Source organism: Proteus sp. STS61-E (assembly GCF_040932335.1).
GTDB lineage: Bacteria > Pseudomonadota > Gammaproteobacteria > Enterobacterales > Enterobacteriaceae > Proteus > Proteus mirabilis_B.
Genome location: NZ_JBFQGE010000002.1, coordinates 287381 through 306782 on the forward strand (window position 1 = coordinate 287381; position 19402 = coordinate 306782).

General features: G+C 40.0%; 13 protein-coding genes. 6 read left to right on the plus strand and 7 right to left on the minus strand.

Annotated features, from left to right (window positions below; all coding sequences use genetic code 11):
- Nucleotides 1–93: 93 nt before the first annotated feature.
- Both AB4J89_RS07150 and lrp read right to left on the minus strand, forming a co-directional pair.
- Nucleotides 94–3804 (minus strand): DNA translocase FtsK 4TM domain-containing protein, encoded by a 3711-nt coding sequence (locus AB4J89_RS07150; protein ID WP_368468726.1) that lies wholly within the window; start codon nt 3802–3804, stop codon nt 94–96.
- Nucleotides 3805–3936: 132 nt separating this feature from the next.
- Nucleotides 3937–4431, minus strand: coding sequence for a leucine-responsive transcriptional regulator Lrp (lrp, locus tag AB4J89_RS07155; protein WP_004244566.1), 495 nt, complete (start codon nt 4429–4431; stop codon nt 3937–3939).
- Between the two features lie 543 nt (nt 4432–4974).
- Between lrp and trxB the strand changes: the two genes are divergently transcribed.
- The 5 genes from trxB (at nt 4975) to infA (ending at nt 10850) form a co-directional block, all read left to right on the plus strand.
- On the plus strand, nt 4975–5934 hold the full coding sequence (gene trxB, locus AB4J89_RS07160) for a thioredoxin-disulfide reductase (protein WP_023581304.1): 960 nt from the start codon (nt 4975–4977) through the stop codon (nt 5932–5934).
- Between the two features lie 140 nt (nt 5935–6074).
- Nucleotides 6075–7844, plus strand: coding sequence for a cysteine/glutathione ABC transporter permease/ATP-binding protein CydD (cydD, locus tag AB4J89_RS07165; RefSeq protein WP_088493309.1), 1770 nt, complete (start codon nt 6075–6077; stop codon nt 7842–7844).
- Nucleotides 7845–7846: 2 nt separating this feature from the next.
- A complete protein-coding gene (gene cydC, locus AB4J89_RS07170; RefSeq protein ID WP_311755159.1) occupies nt 7847–9598 on the plus strand; it encodes a cysteine/glutathione ABC transporter ATP-binding protein/permease CydC in 1752 nt (583 codons plus the stop codon).
- Nucleotide 9599: 1 nt separating this feature from the next.
- Entirely contained in the window at nt 9600–10292 is a 693-nt protein-coding gene (aat, locus tag AB4J89_RS07175) for a leucyl/phenylalanyl-tRNA--protein transferase (RefSeq protein ID WP_088493311.1), read from the plus strand.
- A 339-nt stretch (nt 10293–10631) separates the two neighbouring features.
- Nucleotides 10632–10850, plus strand: a complete 219-nt coding sequence (gene infA, locus AB4J89_RS07180) for a translation initiation factor IF-1 (protein WP_004244560.1) — start codon at nt 10632–10634, stop codon at nt 10848–10850.
- A 122-nt stretch (nt 10851–10972) separates the two neighbouring features.
- Here infA and clpA read toward each other — a convergent pair whose 3' ends face one another.
- Nucleotides 10973–13264, minus strand: a complete 2292-nt coding sequence (clpA, locus tag AB4J89_RS07185; RefSeq protein ID WP_102949390.1) for an ATP-dependent Clp protease ATP-binding subunit ClpA — start codon at nt 13262–13264, stop codon at nt 10973–10975.
- A gap of 30 nt (nt 13265–13294) precedes the next feature.
- A complete protein-coding gene (clpS, locus tag AB4J89_RS07190; protein ID WP_075672467.1) occupies nt 13295–13609 on the minus strand; it encodes an ATP-dependent Clp protease adapter ClpS in 315 nt (104 codons plus the stop codon).
- Between the two features lie 288 nt (nt 13610–13897).
- On the opposite strand from clpS, the gene cspD reads away from it, so the two are divergent.
- Nucleotides 13898–14107: a cold shock domain-containing protein CspD gene (gene cspD / locus AB4J89_RS07195; RefSeq protein WP_023581298.1), complete on the plus strand. Its 210-nt coding sequence runs from the start codon at nt 13898–13900 to the stop codon at nt 14105–14107.
- A 139-nt stretch (nt 14108–14246) separates the two neighbouring features.
- On the opposite strand, the gene macB is transcribed toward cspD, so the two are convergent.
- The 3 genes from macB to AB4J89_RS07210 all read right to left on the minus strand — a co-directional run bounded on the left by macB (nt 14247) and on the right by AB4J89_RS07210 (nt 19108).
- Nucleotides 14247–16193 carry a macrolide ABC transporter ATP-binding protein/permease MacB gene (macB, locus tag AB4J89_RS07200; protein ID WP_088493312.1) on the minus strand — a complete coding sequence of 649 codons (1947 nt, stop codon included), beginning with the start codon at nt 16191–16193 and terminating at the stop codon, nt 14247–14249.
- On the minus strand, nt 16193–17302 hold the full coding sequence (gene macA / locus AB4J89_RS07205) for a macrolide transporter subunit MacA (RefSeq protein WP_102949391.1): 1110 nt from the start codon (nt 17300–17302) through the stop codon (nt 16193–16195). The genes macB and macA overlap by 1 nt, the downstream gene beginning before the upstream one ends.
- A 129-nt stretch (nt 17303–17431) precedes the next feature.
- Nucleotides 17432–19108 (minus strand): ATP-dependent endonuclease, encoded by a 1677-nt coding sequence (locus tag AB4J89_RS07210; protein ID WP_088493313.1) that lies wholly within the window; start codon nt 19106–19108, stop codon nt 17432–17434.
- Between the last annotated feature and the right edge of the window lie 294 nt (nt 19109–19402).

Genomic DNA, 19402 nt, shown 5'->3' on the forward strand with positions numbered 1-19402 from the left:
ATAACGCCGACATAATGTCGGCGTATAAATTATTGATGATGTTATGCAGATTATCACGCTATCTCATTAGCTGATAACTGTGTTTTCAAGATATTACATATCTGAAGGTGGTGGTGAAAGTACATCACGTGTATTGTTGTGGTTTGGCGCACTCACAATACCTTGCATTTCCATCTGTTCCACAATTCTTGCCGCGCGGTTATAACCAATTCTAAATTGGCGTTGTACACCAGAAATAGAAACACGCTGTTTTTCAACCACAAATTCTACGGCTTGGTCAAATAACGGATCAAGCTCTTCACCATCATCATATCCACCGCCACTATTACCTTCACCTTCTTCGCCACATTTTGTGATGGCTTCAATATATTGAGGACGACCTCGAGCTTTCCAGTCAGTTGCCACGGCATGGACTTCATCATCACTAACAAAAGCACCGTGAACACGTTCAGGCACAAAACCATTCGGTGCATAAAGCATATCACCCATACCTAGTAATGACTCTGCACCACCTTGGTCTAAAATAGTTCGAGAGTCGATTTTACTCGATACAGTAAATGCGATACGGCTCGGAATATTGGCTTTAATTAAGCCTGTAATAATATCAACAGAAGGTCTTTGTGTCGCAAGCACAAGGTGAATACCCGCAGCACGTGCTTTTTGCGCTAAGCGAGCAATCAGCTCTTCAACTTTTTTACCCGCCGTCATCATCAAATCAGCAAATTCATCAACGACAACAACAATATAAGGTTCTTTTCCTAACGTCGGTATTTCTGTTGCCATACTGTCGCTTGGCTTCCAGAAAGGATCAGGAATAGGACGCGCCATTGCTTCAGCTTCTTTAATTTTTTCGTTATAACCTGCAAGATTACGCACACCTAATGCTGACATTAGTTTATAACGACGTTCCATTTCAGCCACGCTCCAACGCAGAGCACTTGCGGCATCTTTCATATCGGTAACAACTTCTGTTAGAAGATGTGGAATACCTTCATAAACCGAAAGCTCAAGCATTTTAGGGTCAATCATAATAAAGCGAACATCTTCTGGTTTCGCTTTATAGAGAATGCTGATGATCATCGCATTCACACCGACAGATTTACCTGAACCTGTTGTACCAGCAACAAGTAAGTGAGGCATTTTAGCTAGATTGGCAACAACTGGCTGACCGCCAATATCTTTACCTAAAACAACGGTTAGTGGAGAACGGCTATCTCGGAATGCATCACTATCAAGTAACTCACGCATATATACGGTTTGGCGTTTTTTGTTAGGTAATTCCAGTCCTACATAAGGTTTTCCTGGAATAACTTCAACAATACGTACTGCAATAGCAGATAATGAACGCGCTAAGTCGCGGGATAAATTTGATATACGTGCAGCTTTTACACCCGGAGCAAGTTCAAGTTCAAAACGAGTGATAACAGGCCCCGGTGAAATACCAACAACCTTGGCTTTAACACGATAATCATTAAGACGCGCTTCAATAAGTGTACCAATACGTTCAAGCTCAAACATATCAACAGGCTCATCTTCTACTGGCGGTGTTGTTAGTAAATCCAGAGAAGGCATTGGTGTTGTTGGCTTTTGCAACGGCCTATCATTACGCATCAACAATGGATGAATTAAAGATTGCTGCTGTTGCTGTTGCTGTTGCTGTTGCTGTTGCTGTTGCTGTTGCTGTTGCTGTGCAAAATGCTGCGCCATATTAGGCTGTGGCTCAATACGTGATTGAGGTGCAACTTGTGGTGTAACAGGTTCAGAAACAATCGGTGTAAATACTGGCTCTATCGGATCTTCATCCAATAGATCATCAATTGGCGAGAATGCCTCTAATGCAGTTAGCTCTCTTTCTAGCTCAATTTTAGGGCTGTACTCTTCCTCTTCTTCATCACGAGGTGAAATTTGTAGGAATGCATTGCTGGCTGGGTATTCAACTTTTTTCTCAATAGTTTGTGTCGGTTGTGCTGATTGTGAGGCAAACGAATGTTGAATATGAGGTTGATAACCCGTTGTTGCTTGCAATGAAGGAGCAGGTGTTGACAGTTGAGGCAAAACCTCATCTTCGTCATCATCTAACGAAACATCATCACCATAACGATCCTGCAATTGTTGCTTAAATTGTGCTGCCAACTGTTGCTGATATTGCTCATCTTCATCAATATCGTTGTTATTCTCTTCTGTAGAAGAGAATGTATTCGCCGTAACTGTTGGCTCATCACGATAATCATCTTGTTGATGACTAAATGAAGATATTGGTGTTGTGATACTTGGCTGATGAGGCTCAATAATATCTTCAGGATCAGTACTATCGTTCTCACCATAACGTTCACGTTGCTGTTCGAGAAATTGCTGGCGCAACTCTTGTTCAAAATTCGCTTGTTCTTGAATATCAGCTAACTCATCTTCAGGCTCAGATTGAACAGCTTCTTCACGACGACGTAATTCAGCTTCGCGTTGTGAAGGAATATGAATACCATAAAGCTCACGACGTGTTGGTAATCGCACTGGATTTGGGCGCGGTAATTCAGGACCTAATCCTTGTTTAACTTGAGAGCCATGACTAACAAGAGCACTCGTTGCCACTCCTGCTGCCACCGTAGCTGCTTGCGTTAAAGAGTCTGTATCAGGTGCTAGCGAGAATGTAGGCTCCGCTCTGCCAGCAGGCATAAAACTATCTGTTGATGTTGATAAGGACGATGGCTGTGCCATAGGTTCATTTTCAACATATGGCATTACAGAAGGTGTACTCTCTTCTGATATTGAGGGATCAGTAGAACATTGAGAAGCATTGGCTTCTGATTGAGCTTCTTTTTTCAAGAATGCTTCTGGAATATCAAAACGATAATGTTCTGGTTCTTCTGTATGAGTTGGTTGCGAAACTGGTGCTGACACAAGAGGAGCTGTTTGTGCCAATGTTTGCGCATGTTCATCTGTTATGTCATTTGTTGCAGAGAAAGACGGCAAATCATCTTCTTGTTCTGCTTTAGATTGCAACATATCTATCTCTTGCTCTTGCTGACGAGCAAGTTCAAGCGCTGAAGGCGCAGAAAATAGAATATCATCACTCTCTTCTGTTGCTAATTCAGATTGCTGATTTTCTTTTTGATTTGAATTTTCAGCTATTTCTGTAACAACATCTTGAGTGTCATCTTCCTCTTCTTCATCTTCGTAATCAGCTTCATTTTGGCCTCTGTTGGTAATAAAACCAACACCTCCCAAAATAACGGCACCAATTTTTTCTGTGATTGTTAACCAAGACCAACCAGTAAACAGAGTAAAGCCAATTGCCCAAACAGATAACAGGGCAAGAGTAGCACCTAAAACATTAAACCACGGCAATAGAGCTTTGCTAAACAAGCTTCCAATAACACCACCAGAGCTGAAATTATAGATATCATCAAAATTAAGATCAGCTAATGCACAAGAGGTAAAGATCAGAGCCAAGGCACCAATCGTGCGAAGTGCAAGGGAAAAGAAGTCGGTATATTCACGGTTTTGTTGGTAGCGTAGAGAATTCCAGCACCCAAAAACCACAACGACAGGAATTGCATAGGCAAGTAAACCAAATGCAGAAAATAGAATATCAGCTAACCATGCTCCGATACTGCCGCCTAAATTCTGGATAGGCTCATTCCAAGTGGTTTGTGACCAGCTAGGATCAGAGGGATGAAAGCTAAGTAATGAAACCATTAAAAAGACAGCGCCAATACCGATAAGGATGAGAATAGCCTCCCAAATACGGCGACGGTTGCTTATCTTTGTTAAACGAATATTTTTATCTTCTGTATATTCCTGGCTCAAAGAGGGCTCTCCAGGTTTAACTTAGGGTGAATTAAAACGGAACAACGCTGAGATATCCCAGCGTTGAAACTGTATGCATAAACAGGAGTGTACCTAACTTTTTCCTGCTTTGCACCAACCTATTAAGTTGGCTTAGCGAGTTTTAATTACAAGGCGGTTGCTTTGTTTAACTTCTTCCATAACCACGTATGTACGTGTGTCATTAACACCCGGAAGACGTAACAGTGTTTCGCCTAGTAATTTACGGTAAGCGGACATATCAGGTACACGAGTTTTCAACAGATAGTCAAAATCACCAGAAACTAAATGACATTCTTGGATTTCTTCAAGTTTCTGAACAGCCATATTGAATTGTTCAAAAACATCTGGTGCACCACGGTTTAGTGTGATTTCCACAAATACTAATAATGATGCATCTAAGTAATGTGGGTTTAACAGTGCTGTATAACCAGAAATAAATCCTTGGCGCTCTAAACGACGTACACGCTCTAAACAAGGCGTTGGTGATAAACCTACACGCTTAGATAGCTCAACGTTTGAAATACGACCATCTTTTTGAAGCTCATTTAGAATATTCCGGTCTATTCTATCAAGATCTTTACCCGGACGTTTTTTATTATCAATCATCTCTATACTCTCTTTCTCTTTTTCTCTTACTTTATTTTCCTATACCCATACCTGTACACCATCAGCATCACTGTCGAAACTTCGGTATCAAACGGTCAGAGCAAACTACCAATCTATTTTCTTTTAATGCCAGATAAAAGTTCTATTTTATCCAAATACTCATTAGCAAATATCGTAAAGTAACTATCCTATACCCTGTCTGTCTAAAAATATTACGTATAACATCCGAGGATAATTATCTTTAACAATCATGTTTTCGCAAATGTACAGCGGATTGTCAAAGCAAATGAGTAAAAATCAGAACAAGGCGCTATGTTATTCTCTATATACGCAAGATAAACATCAATTGTAAAGCAAAATGTTTCAGGTTAATTCGATGATGTTAGCCCAATATAACTCTATAATTATTAAACTATATTAGTATTAACTATTGCTAAAATAGCTAAAATATTATGTCTATTTCTCGTCATTGGCTTTTTTTAACGTCTTATTTCTCCTACAATCCCTCAATTCGCATCACGCCTAATCAGAGATGAGGTATACATGAGCACCATCAAACATAGCAAACTTATTATTTTAGGTTCAGGTCCTGCGGGTTATACCGCCGCCGTTTATGCTGCAAGAGCAAACTTAGAACCAGTACTGATTACGGGTGTTGAAAAAGGCGGTCAGCTGACAACAACAACAGAAGTCGAAAACTGGCCCGGAGACCCTGAGGGGCTAACAGGTCCTGGCTTAATGGACCGCATGTTTCAGCACGCTGAAAAATTTAATACAGAGATTATCTCTGACCATATTAATAAAGTCGATCTGAAAAACCGCCCATTCCGCCTATTTGGCGATGAACAAGAATATACTTGTGACGCATTAATTATCGCAACAGGTGCTTCTGCACGCTATATCGGTTTACCTTCAGAAGAATCGTTTAAAGGTCGAGGCGTTTCTGCTTGTGCAACCTGTGACGGATTTTTCTATCGTAACCAAAAAGTCGCTGTTGTCGGTGGCGGAAATACTGCGGTAGAAGAAGCTCTTTATTTAGCTAATATTGCATCTGAAGTTCATTTGATCCACCGTCGTGATTCTTTCCGTTCTGAAAAGATCTTAATTAACCGTTTAATGGATAAAGTAAACAGTGGCAATATTATTTTGCATACTGATCGCACCTTAGACGAAGTTCTTGGCGACGATATGGGTGTAACGAAAGTTCGCTTAAAAGACACTAAGAGTGATAAAACCGAAGAATTAGATGTTATGGGCGTCTTTATTGCGATTGGACATAGCCCTAATACCGCTATTTTTGATGGTCAATTAGAATTAGACAACGGTTACATCAAAGTACAATCAGGTACTCAAGGTAATGCAACACAAACCTCTATCGAGGGTGTTTTTGCAGCTGGTGACGTAATGGATCACATTTATCGTCAAGCAATTACCTCCGCTGGCACAGGCTGTATGGCTGCTTTAGATGCAGAACGTTACTTAGACGCACTAAAATCCAACTAAAATCATCACTTCCTTTCAAGGCGCTATTTCAGTAGCGCCTTTTACCATGTAACATACAGTCTGGTTGCCAAAGCGTATAACTACTTACCCTTGGCCTTTCTGATACTTTGTATCTCACCTGCAGATTTGAATCTTTTCTTATGGATAAAACTAAACAAAGTGAATTGGTTCGATGGCTGAAACAGCAAAGTGCTCCAGCCCGTCGATGGCTGCGGCTATCAATGATCCTAGGTGTTGTAAGCGGTCTATTAATTATCGCGCAAGCATGGTTATTAGCTGTTTTACTTCAAGCATTTATCATGGACAGTCTAAGTCGTGATACGCATATACCTACCTTTCTCACCCTTATTGGTATTTTTATCTTACGCGCTGTGGTGATGGCAATACGAGAGCGTGTAGGTTATCGCTGTGGTATGGCGGTCAGGCAACAAATTCGTAAAATTGTTCTTGATAGACTTGAAGAGCTAGGCCCTGTTTGGGTTAAAGGTAAACCCGCAGGAAGTTGGGCAACAATTATTCTAGAACAAATAGAAGATATGCAAGATTACTATGCGCGTTATATTCCGCAAATGTATCTTTCCACTATTGTGCCTATTCTTATCCTTATCACCATCTTCCCTGTTAACTGGGCTGCTGGCTTGATCCTATTTTTCACGGCTCCACTGATCCCGCTATTTATGGCATTAGTTGGATTAGGTGCAGCAGATGCTAACCGTAGAAACTTCCTTGCATTAGGTCGTTTAAGTGGTAACTTCCTCGATAGATTAAGAGGATTAGATACATTACGGTTATTTAACCGTGGTAATGCAGAAGTTAAACAGATTACTGAAGCAACAGAAGATTTCCGCAAACGGACAATGGAAGTGCTAAGAATGGCATTCCTTTCATCAGGCGTATTGGAATTCTTTACTGCTGTTTCTATCGCTGTTGTGGCTGTTTACTTTGGTTTTTCTTACTTAGGCGAACTTAATTTTGGTAGTTATGGTTTAGGCGTCACTCTTTTCTCAGGCTTTTTAGCATTGATCTTAGCCCCTGAATTTTTCCAACCGTTGCGTGATTTAGGAACTTACTATCATGCAAAAGCACAAGCGATTGGTGCGGCTGAGTCTCTGGTTGAATTTTTAGAAGCTGAAGGTGAAAAACCGCAATTCACAGGCAATGAGCGTATCAATACAACGGACAGTATTGAGATAACAGCTCATGAGCTAGAAATTCTATCTCATCAAGGTGTCAAACTAGCAGGACCATTAAACTTTACCATTACCCCTAATCAGCGGATTGCGATTGTGGGTCAAAGTGGTGCTGGCAAAAGCTCGTTATTAAATGCGCTACTCGGTTTTTTACCTTATCGTGGCTCATTAAAAGTTAATGGTATTGAATTAACACAGCTCTCACCTGAAGCATGGCGTCAATGTTTAAGCTGGGTTGGTCAAAATCCTAATTTACCCGAACAAAGCTTGCTAGATAATATTCGCTTAAGCAATCCTAATGCCAGCGATGAACAAATCAATCTTGCTATTGAAAAAGCCTATGTCAGCGATTTTATTAATGAATTACCTGACGGCTTAGATACGATTATTGGCGATAGTGCCGCACGCCTTTCTGTTGGTCAGGCTCAACGTGTTGCTGTTGCTCGAGCTTTATTATCACCTTGTCAATTTTTGTTATTAGATGAACCCGCAGCAAGCCTTGATTCTCATAGCGAACAACGTGTGATGCATGCGCTTAATAACGCCTCATTAAATCAAACGACCTTGCTTATTACTCATCTACTCGAAGAGACTTTGGGTTATGACCAAATTTGGGTGATGGAAAAAGGTCAAATTATTGAAACAGGCACTTATGCATCGTTAAGCCAACAGAACGGCACTTTTGCTCGCCTTCTTGCTCATCGTAAAGAGGAACTTTAATCATGAGAGTATTGCTTCCTTTTCTTGCGCTCTATCGCCGTCACTGGTTTATGTTATTGCTGGGGATTATTCTTGCTATTCTGACTTTACTGGCGAGTATTGGTCTTTTAACACTATCAGGCTGGTTTTTAGCGGGTACATCTCTTGCAGGTTTTGCTGGTATTTATAGCTTTAACTATATGCTACCTGCAGCCGGTGTTCGAGGTGCAGCAATTTTTCGTACCGCAGGTCGTTATTTTGAAAGGCTTGTCAGTCATGACGCTACGTTTCGCGTATTGTCGCACTTACGTGTATTCACCTTTAAAAAGATCCTTCCTCTTTCACCGGGTGGAATTGCACGTTTTCGTCAAGGTGAGTTGCTTAACCGCTTAGTTGCTGATGTTGAAACGCTAGATCACCTCTATATTCGCGTTATCTCTCCTATCATTGCCGCTTTTGTTGTCATTATGGCAATTATGTTTGGCCTTGGTTTAATTGATGCACGTTTAGCCAATACGCTAGGCGGCATTATGCTTACCTTGCTGATTGTTTTACCTTTCGTATTCTATTATGCAGGTAAACCTATTGGCCGTGATCTTACTGATTTACGAGGTCAATATCGCACCGTGTTAACTAGCATGTTACAAGGACAAGCTGAGCTAACTGTTTTTGGCGCATTACCTCGCTTTAGACAAAATTTAGCGCAACTTGAAGCTAAATGGCTACACAGACAAGCACAACAGGCAAATTTAACTGGTTTATCGCAATCATTGATGATCCTTGCATCAGGGCTAACAGCAACATTAATTTTGTGGTTAGCCGCTGGCGGTATAGACAATAGCTTTATGCCTGAAGCGTTAATTGCCTTATTTACATTTTGTGCATTAGCAGCCTTTGAGGCTTTAGCCCCTGTTACTGTCGCTTTCCAGCATTTAGGGCAAGTAATGACATCAGCAACACGTATTTCTCATTTAATTGAGCAAAAACCTGATGTCACTTTTCCTGAAAAAGGGGGCGAAACAAACAATAGTGCCACGCTTACAATGCACAATATTTGCTTTACTTATCCAACCCAACCAATGCAAGTCATCAATCACGTAGATTTAACGATTGAAGCAGGACAACACATTGCCTTACTAGGAAAAACGGGTTGTGGTAAATCGACACTATTGCAGTTGATTAATCGCGCTTTTGATCCGACTCACGGCACTATCCGCTTAAATAATTTACCTATTGCTGATTATGATGAAGCAACATTACGTTCAATGATGTCCGTTGTCCCTCAACGTGTTCATGTCTTTAGCCACACATTAAGAGAAAATCTATTGATGGCAAAAGAACAGGCAACAGATGAAGAATTAAAACATGTTCTTCAACAGGTTGGCCTTGGGCAACTACTTGAAAATGATGAAGGCTTAAATGCATGGATGGGCGATGGTGGTAGACAGCTCTCTGGTGGCGAGCAGCGACGTTTAGGACTTGCAAGAGCCCTACTCCACAATGCACCTCTTGTATTGCTTGATGAGCCAACAGAAGGCCTTGACGCCGATACAGAACAGCAGATCCTTGCACTCTTGCATCAGCATTGCCAAGGTAAAGCTGTATTAATGATAACTCACAGACTTCACGGTTTAGATAAAATGGATAAAATCTGCGTTATGGATGGCGGAAAAATCGTTGAAACAGGCACTCATGCTTCGTTATTACAACAACAGGGGCATTATGCTAAATTTCATCAAAGACAGGCTCTATTAACACCAACTCACGAGGCATAATATGCCGTTGTTTCAATTAGATGATTGTGATTTGGATTTTCCTGAGCCTCATTTAGCCTTAAAAGAGCCCAACGGCTTATTAGCGATAGGGGGAGAAATCTCCCTTTCGCGATTACGTGTTGCGTATCAATCGGGTATTTTTCCTTGGTACTTCCCTAATGAAGAACCACTATGGTGGTCACCCGATCCAAGAGCCGTTTTACCCGCTGGTGATTTGCATATTGGGCGTAGTTTGCGTAAATTTATTCGCCACCAGCCTTATAAAATCACACTCAATCATGCCTTTGCTTCAGTAATTGAGGCATGTTCTGTACGTGAAGAAGGAACATGGATAGGTCCTGATATAAAAGCAGGTTATGAAGCTCTCCATCAACAAGGTGAAGCTCATTCTGTTGAGGTTTGGGAAGGCGATGAACTCGTAGGTGGCTTATACGGAGTCAATATCGGTGCGGTTTTTTGTGGTGAATCGATGTTTAGTCGCAGAGATAACGCTTCTAAATGTGCCTTTATTGCTTTTTATAACCATTTTCTTCGTTATGGGGGTCAACTATTTGATTGTCAGGTGCTAAACTCTCATACTGCCTCGTTAGGTGCCTCTGAGATCTCACGTGAACATTATTTAGTTGCGTTATCTCGTTGGAAAAAAGTGATTATTGATAAAAAGTGTTGGTATCAGCAATCGTTGGAATTATAATCACTGCTTGTTTTTGTAAAGCCCTTCTTATTTAAGACAGAATTAAGAATGATATTCTGTTATTTATGCAAAAAGGTTTATACAAAAATTTTATCTTACACACCCATTATGTGGTTGGGGTGCTGTTATTTTATTGCTACAAATACCACAAAATAAAGAATTACGACTTCTGTTATTACTTTTACTTTAGCAAAGTAAAACGCAAGTTGCGGTAAGGATGTTAAGTGCAATAGCAAGGTGGACACCATTGCTATCCAATAACATTCCTTTACATAGGACAATATTTTCGGCATTATCTTGCCGTTTAAAAAATATGGTTATTAAAACTTAGAGGATTAGATGGCCAAAGAAGACAACATTGAAATGCAAGGCACTGTACTGGATACTCTGCCAAACACGATGTTCCGCGTAGAATTAGAAAACGGACACGTCGTTACCGCTCATATCTCAGGAAAAATGCGTAAAAACTATATTCGTATCCTGACAGGCGACAAGGTTACCGTTGAGCTGACCCCATATGACCTGAGCAAAGGCCGTATCATCTTCCGTAGCCGTTGATCCCAATCTGTTCTCTCCCGTTATTGTCATATAACGGGTGAAAAAAACACCACAGGCAAGGCATTTATTGATGCTCACCTGTGGTGTATGCTTTTATAGCTTAGTGAAATTAACCGCTATCTTTAGATAACGGTATCTTCATTCTTCGCCAGTTTTTCTTGGCTAACAAACTCATAATTCAATTTGCCTGCCAGTTTATCTAGTGTCACAGAAACCGAGCCACCATTGACAAGAGAACCAAATAAAATTTCGTTAGCTAATGGTTTTTTCAAGTTTTCTTGAATGACACGCGCCATTGGTCTTGCGCCCATCGCTCTGTCATAGCCTTTATCACACAACCATTGGCGTGCTTCTTGGCTAACTTCTAGCGATACCCCTTTATCATCTAACTGCACTTGTAGTTCGACAATAAATTTATCCACGACCATAGAGATAATTTCTGGTGATAATGCATTAAACCAAATAATACTATCTAAACGGTTACGGAATTCAGGTGAGAAGGCCTTTTTGATTTCAACCATCGCATCAGTGCTGTTATCTTGCTCTGTAAACCCAATTGATTTACGTTGTGTTTCACGTACACCCGCATTGGTTGTCATCACTAAAATAACATTACGGAAATCTGCTTTACGACCGTTGTTATCCGTCAATGTACCGTTATCCATTACCTGTAACAGAATATTGAACACATCAGGATGTGCTTTCTCAATTTCATCAAGTAACACTACGGAATATGGATTTTTAATAACAGCATCTGTTAATAATCCACCTTGATCAAAACCAACATAACCAGGAGGAGCACCAATTAAACGGCTGACCGTATGTCTTTCCATATATTCAGACATATCAAAGCGTAGCAACTTCACATTCAACGCTTTCGCTAGCTGTACAGTGACTTCCGTTTTACCTACCCCAGTAGGGCCTGCAAATAAGAATGAACCCACAGGTTTATTATCTTGGCTTAATCCTGCACGACTCATCTTTATCGATTCAGACAAGGCGTGGATCGCTTGATCCTGACCGAATACCAACATTTTTAATTGGTTATCGAGGTTTTTCAGCATTGATTTATCGCTGCTAGAAACTGTTTTTTCAGGAATACGTGCAATTTTAGCCACAACAGATTCAATATCTGAGACATTAATGGTTTTTTTACGTTTGCTTGGTGCAACTAAACGTGTTTTTGCACCCGCTTCGTCAATAACATCAATAGCTTTATCAGGTAGATGTCTATCTGTGATGTACTTAACTGATAAGTCCACCGCTGCCTGAATGGCTTTATTGGTATAACGTACATCGTGGTGCGCTTCGTATTTTTGGCGCAATCCTTTGATGATCAAGACCGTTTCATCTGGAGAGGGTTCAGTCACATCAATTTTTTGGAAACGACGCGCAAGCGCTCTGTCCTTTTCAAAGATATTGCTAAATTCTTGATAGGTCGTAGAGCCTATAACGCGAATTCGACCACCAGATAATAATGGCTTAATTAAGTTTGCCGCATCAACTTGTCCACCCGATGCTGCTCCCGCACCAATAATGGTGTGGATCTCATCAATAAATAAGATGCTTTTTTCATCTTTTTCCAGGGTTTTCAGTAATGCTTTAAAACGTTTTTCGAAATCACCACGGTATTTAGTTCCCGCTAAGAGCGAACCAATATCAAGTGAGTAAATGGTATAGCCTTTCATCACATCAGGCACATCATCTTGCTCAATACGCCATGCAAGCCCTTCTGCGATAGCTGTTTTACCGACACCAGATTCACCCACTAATAATGGGTTATTTTTGCGACGACGGCATAACACTTGGATTGTTCTTTCTAATTCAGCTTGACGCCCAATTAGGGGATCAATTTTACCTTGGCGTGCTAACTGATTAAGGTTAGTGGTAAAATTATCCATATGATCGTCGCCTTGCGGCATCTCTTGTTGAGATTGCGCATTCATATCATTCATGTCAGAAAGATCTTCGTTTTGTTGATCTTCTTTCGAAATGCCATGAGAAATAAAATTAACGACATCAAGGCGACTAACGTCGTGTTTACGTAATAAGTAAGCTGCGTGAGATTCTTGTTCACTAAAAATAGCCACCAACACATTAGCGCCAGAGACTTCATTTTTGCCTGATGATTGAACGTGAAAAACAGCGCGCTGTAATACACGCTGAAAACTCAGCGTTGGCTGTGTTTCTCTGTCCACATTTTCAGGCAAAATTGGGGTTGTTTTACGAATAAAGACTTCAAGTTCTTCGCGTAAGACTGCCAGATCGACTTTACAAGCTTCCAATGCTTCGCGTGCCGATTTATTACTTAATAGCGCCAACAACAGGTGCTCTACAGTCATAAATTCGTGTCTGTTATCACGGGCTTTCGCGAATGCAACATTAAGACTCAGCTCTAATTCGTGATTAAGCATAAGCACCTCCTCCTTAAAAGACTAACCGGATCATGCCTGTTCAAGAGTACACAAAAGTGGGTATTCGTTTTCTCTCGCATACAGATTAACTTGAGCCACTTTTGTTTCGGCAATATCCGCACTATAAACCCCACAAACTCCTTTTCCTTTATGATGAACGTCCAACATAATTTGTGTTGCTTTTTCCTCGCTAAGGAAAAAATACATCGTAAGCACTTCTACAACAAAATCCATGGGGGTGTAATCATCATTATTCAAGATCACCTTATACATTGCTGGTGGCTCATTTTTCTGATGAACATCTTCCCTTAACGTGGTTTCTGTTAAAAAATCAAACTGACCCATTGTTTTGTATTACTCATAGTTTTGTTAAACGCCACTTTCAATTATGACATTTAGTTTACCATCTCACAGGAAAGTCTGCCTATCAACGCTTTTTTATTCCTACTTTTTACATTCAAAAAATTACAAAGCGTTAGCTACATCAAAATTTCACCTACTCGAAACACTTTCTATCCCCCTCACCTCTTGACGATTGAAACAATAAAATAGAGTATGTTTTATGAACAGCTCAGTAAATATACTGAAAGTGATGTTAAACAAATAAATACAAGTATATGAGAGAAGCTAAGTATGGAGACAGGTACAGTAAAGTGGTTCAATAATGCTAAGGGCTTTGGTTTTATTACCCCTGCAAAAGGTGGCGATGATATTTTTGCCCACTATTCAACAATCAGAATGGAAGGTTACCGCACACTTAAAGCGGGGCAGAAAGTTAATTATAGCACGATAAAAGGGCCTAAAGGTGATCATGCTGACCTTATCATTCCTATCATTGAATAGAAGATAATTTACAGTATAGATAAACCCGATAAAAATACCTTTTACTCTCAATAGTTGGGTATTTTTAGTTAAATAGAATGCCTAATTCATTCAAATAAAAGCCCTTTATATTCTAAGGGCTTTTATCTTATAGTTTGGATTATTCTCTCGCTAGGGCATCTATTGGATTCATTTTTGCCGCACTTCTTGCTGGTAAAAATCCAAAAATAACCCCAATGGCAGTCGAACAAATAAAAGCACTCACTAATGCGATAGGCTGGAATACAAAATGCCAATCAGGCAACATAATACTTGCTACCATAGCAATACCAAATGAAAGACCAATTCCCAATAATCCGCCGACTAAACAAACTAATACCGACTCTATAAGGAATTGCTGCATCACATCACTCGCTCTGGCACCAACCGCCATTCTAATACCAATTTCTCTCGTTCTTTCTGTTACTGAAACCAGCATAATATTCATTACACCAATCCCACCTACCACTAATGAAATAACGGCCACTAAAGTGAGAAACAGTTGCATGGTTTGAGTGGTACTTTCGGCTGCCTTAATAAAGCTATCAAGGTTATAAGTAAAAATATCTTTTTTACCGTGCCTAATCGTTAATAAACGGATAATTTGTTGTTCTGCAACACTGGCGTCATAACCTTCAGTTGCTCTTACTGTAATACTATCAAGATAGCTTCGATTTAAAATGCGGCTATTTAGTGTACTGTAAGGCACCCATACTTTGAGAGATTGACCATTACCAAAAGCCGATTTTTTCTCAGCAATGACACCAACAATCGTAGAGGGAATATTGCGAATAATGATTTGTTCACCAATAACCTCTTTTTTGGTAGGAAAGAACCGCTGACGCGTATTTTCATCAATAACAACAACTTGAGCTTGGCGTTGGATCATATCAGATGTAAACGAGCGACCTTGCGAAAACTTCATGGCATACACTGTGAAATAATCGTCACTAACTCCCGCAACAGATGCTGGTGAATCTTGGTTTCCACGACGTAATCGAGTACTAAATTGAACTTGTGGTGTAACAGCTTGTACATATGACTGCTGCTTTAAAGCGAAGACATCTTGCAGCGTCAATGCTTGTCTATCTTCTGGTGAATCACTCCCAAAATCTTTCCCGGGATAGATATCAATAGTATTAGAGCCAATCGCTTTTATATCCGCCAACACCATGCTTTTAGCTGCATCACCAATCACAATAATCGTAACGACAGAGGCAATACCAATAATAATGCCAAGCATCGTTAGCAAAGTGCGTACTTTGTTCACCACCATTGCACGCCAAGCCATATCTAATGCTTGTGTAAAACGCCCAAATATTTGCCCCAAATAAGAAGAAGCTAAGACGGTTGTTGTCTCTTTTTTAACTTTATTTGCCGTTGTTTGATGGCAATTATCATTAATAATTTTACCGTCTTTTATCTCTATAATTCGTTCAGCCTGTGCCGCAATTAAAGGATCATGGGTTACGATAATCACCGTATGCCCTTGCTCATTGAGTTGCTTAAGAATAGACATAACTTCTTTGCCAGAATGGCTATCCAATGCACCTGTTGGCTCATCAGCAAGAATGACTTCACCGCCATTCATTAATGCTCTAGCGATACTTACACGCTGTTGCTGACCACCAGAGAGCTGATTAGGACGATAATCAACACGATCACCTAATCCTAAGCGTGCTAATAATTCGCGTGCCCTCTCTTTTCTTTGGGTAGCATTTTTATCTGCGTAAATCGCAGGAATTTCAACATTCTGCTCTGCAGTTAAATGCGACATTAAATGGTAGCGCTGGAAGATAAAACCAAAATGCTCACGGCGTAATGCAGCAAGTTGGTCGCTTTCCATTTTCGCAACACTTTGACCAGCAACTTTATATTCACCACTACTTGGTTTATCTAAGCAGCCTAAAATATTCATTAAAGTCGATTTACCGGAGCCTGAAGCCCCTATAATCGCCACCATTTCGCCAGCATTAATTGTTAATGAGACTTTATTGAGAACAACAGTTTCTTCTTCACCATTGGTATATAAACGGCTAACCTCATTGAGCTCTAATAATGCAGGCATCATGCGTCTCCTGAAGTTTCACCCAGAATAACCTCATCGTTTTCTTTTAATCCGCTGAGAACTTCTGCATAAACATCAGTACGCATACCTATTTTTACTGTGCGTTTTTCTGGCTGACCATTAACTAATACATCAACATAATATTCATTAATTCCTGCATCATCGCCTAATACAGAAAGCGGAACGAGAAGCACATCTTTCTTATTTTCGATAAGAATTTTAACTTGTGCTGTCATTTGTAAACGTAGTAAATGCTGTTCATTAGGTACTTCAAAACGGGCATAGTAAAAAATAGCGTCATTAATCTTTTCGGGGGTAGGTAGGATATCTTTCAACTTACCGCTGAACGCTTTATCTGGCGCACCTAAAACCGTAAAAGAGGCACTAAGCTCAGGCTTTAAATAAATGACATCAGCTTCTGATACTTCTGCTTTTACCAGCATCGTATCTAAATCAGCTAACGTTAAAATAGTCGGTGCTTCTTGCGCGGCAATTACCGTTTGGCCTTCAAGGGTTTTAATAAAAGTGACAACCCCATCCATAGGTGCGGTTATCCGCGTATATTGCAGGTTGGTTCTCGCCGTATCTAGCGTAGCTTGGTTCTTTTTAATTTGTGCTTGATAAGTGATGATGCGTGCTTTTTTTACTTCAACATCAGTTTTAGTACGATCAAGTTCATCTTGTGCAATCGCATGAGTTCCAATGAGCTTTAATTGGCGTTGATAAGTTAATTGAGCTAAGCGCAATTCCGCCTGTGCTTGTTGAAGATTGGCTTTAAGCTCATTATTGGTTTCCTGCGATTCAGTGACTTCGTTTTGCGCTTTCTTAGGATCAATAATGGCGAGTAAATCCCCCTTTTTAACCACATCGCCCTCTTTCACAAACAAAGTTTGTAACTGACCACTGACCTGCGCACCCACATCAACTTTACGCACAGCATCAAGCTTACCCGTTGCAGTGACTTCTTTTGACAGATCACCTCTTGTGATCTGCTGAGTTTGATATATTGGCGCTTTCTCTTTTGGCAAAAAAAAGTACGTAGCAATTGCTACAATAATTAAAATAAGGGTGAGAACTTTCCCTCGCTTTTTTAAAGATAAAAAAGCCATAAAATTTCCTTCTTAAACATAAAGATGCAATAAATCATACAAAGCATTAGCCATGAGGTTTTATTCTCATAGCTAAATAAAATAAGTGTAGGTCTCGTGGATTTATCTTGCTTATACAAGTGTTGCGAATTAATTCGCTTTACCTCTTGCAAGCCATGCCACACGAGAAAACATACTTTTCAGTATGGAAGGGATGGAGTCTACTCCTCGTTGAGCCGCATTGTTAGCCACCGTTAGTGCTAGATCAGGCTTGGATGAACGTTGAATAGCTTTAATGATCACGCGTCGAGTTGGCCATTTTTCATTATCTGGCACACCTGCAACATCATGATATACATTGCGAAAGCCTTCTTTATATAAAAAATGTTCCATATCTAAGGCTGGAAGCTTTGTTAATCTATCACGCTCTGCATCATTACTTTTTGATGCAAAATCTTTAACGGTTGCGGCATATTTTTTACCCGCTTCATCACCATCCACTAAGGTATGCCATTCTATGCCCATATAGGTTGCGTACTTTAATAATGGCTTAAGTCCACATTGAGCAAACTCAATGACTTTTATTCCTTCAGCTTCAAAGAAATAATTACATTGCCTTGCCAACTCGTTCATTAGCCAAATTTCCGTTTCACCTTCAACCAATAACCAGCAACGAGCAAAAAGTGCAGAGGGTCGGTTATAACGAATATGAAAAGAGATACGTCGCTCTTCATCAGAATGCAGTTGCTGATCCCCAACGCGATAAGCGGCAACTTTATCGGTATCACGCACTAAACGGCAAACACTCTCTAATGGAGCAAGTGACAGTAACTCTCCCGAGTTTGTGGTTGTGATCCGTTGTAATGAGAAAAGATTGAGTAATCCCCAAGCCACCGAAAGCATAATAGGATGCAAACGTGTTTCTGGGTTTTCAACAATCACGATAGGTCTTGCATAAGGATCAAGCGCGACACTACCACGAGACTGCAAGATAGAAGAAAACATTCCCAAGATAATTAATCGAATACTTCTCTGATTGGGTTTTGCCAACACTTTATTAATATTTTCTAAGGCATGCCAGCCACGTACATGAGGCTCATTGACTTTTCGATGACGAGAGCGAGATTTAAACAGCAACGAACCGTGATCGGCAAAATAGTGCCCTAGCAGTTGTTGCATTGCATCAAGACCTTCACGTAAATCATCATCTGACAACTCGTCAGGATTTTTGACTAACGCTTTGGTTAGCTCGCTCATTTTATTATTAAACGCTTCTCGATGAGGATTATTATGAGAATCGATAACGTCAGAGGCAAGATCACGAACAAAACGCGCATCTTGTAAGCGAAGAACCGGATAAAGCCTAACAATCTCTGCAATAATTTCTTGAGTTTGTCCATTAGGTAAGCGAATTTGCTTTCCTTCTTTATCAAGAAAATAGCGGAATGTTTTTACATTTTTCTGCTCATCTAATTCAGCGCTAATTCGGTAATAAATATGTTTAAGATCATCACCATTTTCAACCCACACAGGCGCTATTTTATGGAAACGGTAAGATCGATGACGTCCGGGGCGAGACTCGGTAAACGTTAAAATAATTTGTAGGCTTTTTTTGCCATTTTCTTCCGGCTCATTCGGCAAACGATGGAAATCATCAGGTGTAAATGCATATTGGTAGGTTTCAATACCCAAACTGAGTGTTAACGCATCAAGTAATGAGCTTTTACCCCACGCATTTTCACCCACTAAGACTGTATTCATATCAAGAGGTAATGAGAGACGATTAAGTCCACGGAATCCAACTATTTCCACTCTTTCTAAATACATAAATTCCCTCGTTAGTTACGACTAAGCTATGGTTTTATTTTATTCTTCCTATCTTCATTTTATGCTTAATCAGCTAATAATTTCACTTAATGGATATTTTCATTAAATCATAGTTCAAGATAGCCGTAATAAAATTTACTCAACTATTCGATATATACCCATTTTGTTCGCTTTTCAATCAATTAAAGCCTCTTACACCTAAACGTGGTAGGCTCGTTACCTTCAATAAATATTTTATATTTATCTTAATTTCTGTATCCACAACATCATAAGTAAATGTTATAATCCGATTCA

What these genes read in the sequence shown, in the direction of transcription:
- macA (WP_102949391.1), bottom strand. Translation starts at nt 17,302, where the DNA reads ATGGCTTTTTTATCTTTAAAAAAGCGAGGGAAAGTTCTCACCCTTATT.
- aat (WP_088493311.1), top strand. Translation starts at nt 9,600, where the DNA reads ATGCCGTTGTTTCAATTAGATGATTGTGATTTGGATTTTCCTGAGCCT.
- macB (WP_088493312.1), bottom strand. Translation starts at nt 16,193, where the DNA reads ATGCCTGCATTATTAGAGCTCAATGAGGTTAGCCGTTTATATACCAAT.
- AB4J89_RS07210 (WP_088493313.1), bottom strand. Translation starts at nt 19,108, where the DNA reads ATGTATTTAGAAAGAGTGGAAATAGTTGGATTCCGTGGACTTAATCGT.
- clpA (WP_102949390.1), bottom strand. Translation starts at nt 13,264, where the DNA reads ATGCTTAATCACGAATTAGAGCTGAGTCTTAATGTTGCATTCGCGAAA.
- infA (WP_004244560.1), top strand. Translation starts at nt 10,632, where the DNA reads ATGGCCAAAGAAGACAACATTGAAATGCAAGGCACTGTACTGGATACT.
- clpS (WP_075672467.1), bottom strand. Translation starts at nt 13,609, where the DNA reads ATGGGTCAGTTTGATTTTTTAACAGAAACCACGTTAAGGGAAGATGTT.
- cspD (WP_023581298.1), top strand. Translation starts at nt 13,898, where the DNA reads ATGGAGACAGGTACAGTAAAGTGGTTCAATAATGCTAAGGGCTTTGGT.
- cydC (WP_311755159.1), top strand. Translation starts at nt 7,847, where the DNA reads ATGAGAGTATTGCTTCCTTTTCTTGCGCTCTATCGCCGTCACTGGTTT.
- trxB (WP_023581304.1), top strand. Translation starts at nt 4,975, where the DNA reads ATGAGCACCATCAAACATAGCAAACTTATTATTTTAGGTTCAGGTCCT.
- cydD (WP_088493309.1), top strand. Translation starts at nt 6,075, where the DNA reads ATGGATAAAACTAAACAAAGTGAATTGGTTCGATGGCTGAAACAGCAA.
- lrp (WP_004244566.1), bottom strand. Translation starts at nt 4,431, where the DNA reads ATGATTGATAATAAAAAACGTCCGGGTAAAGATCTTGATAGAATAGAC.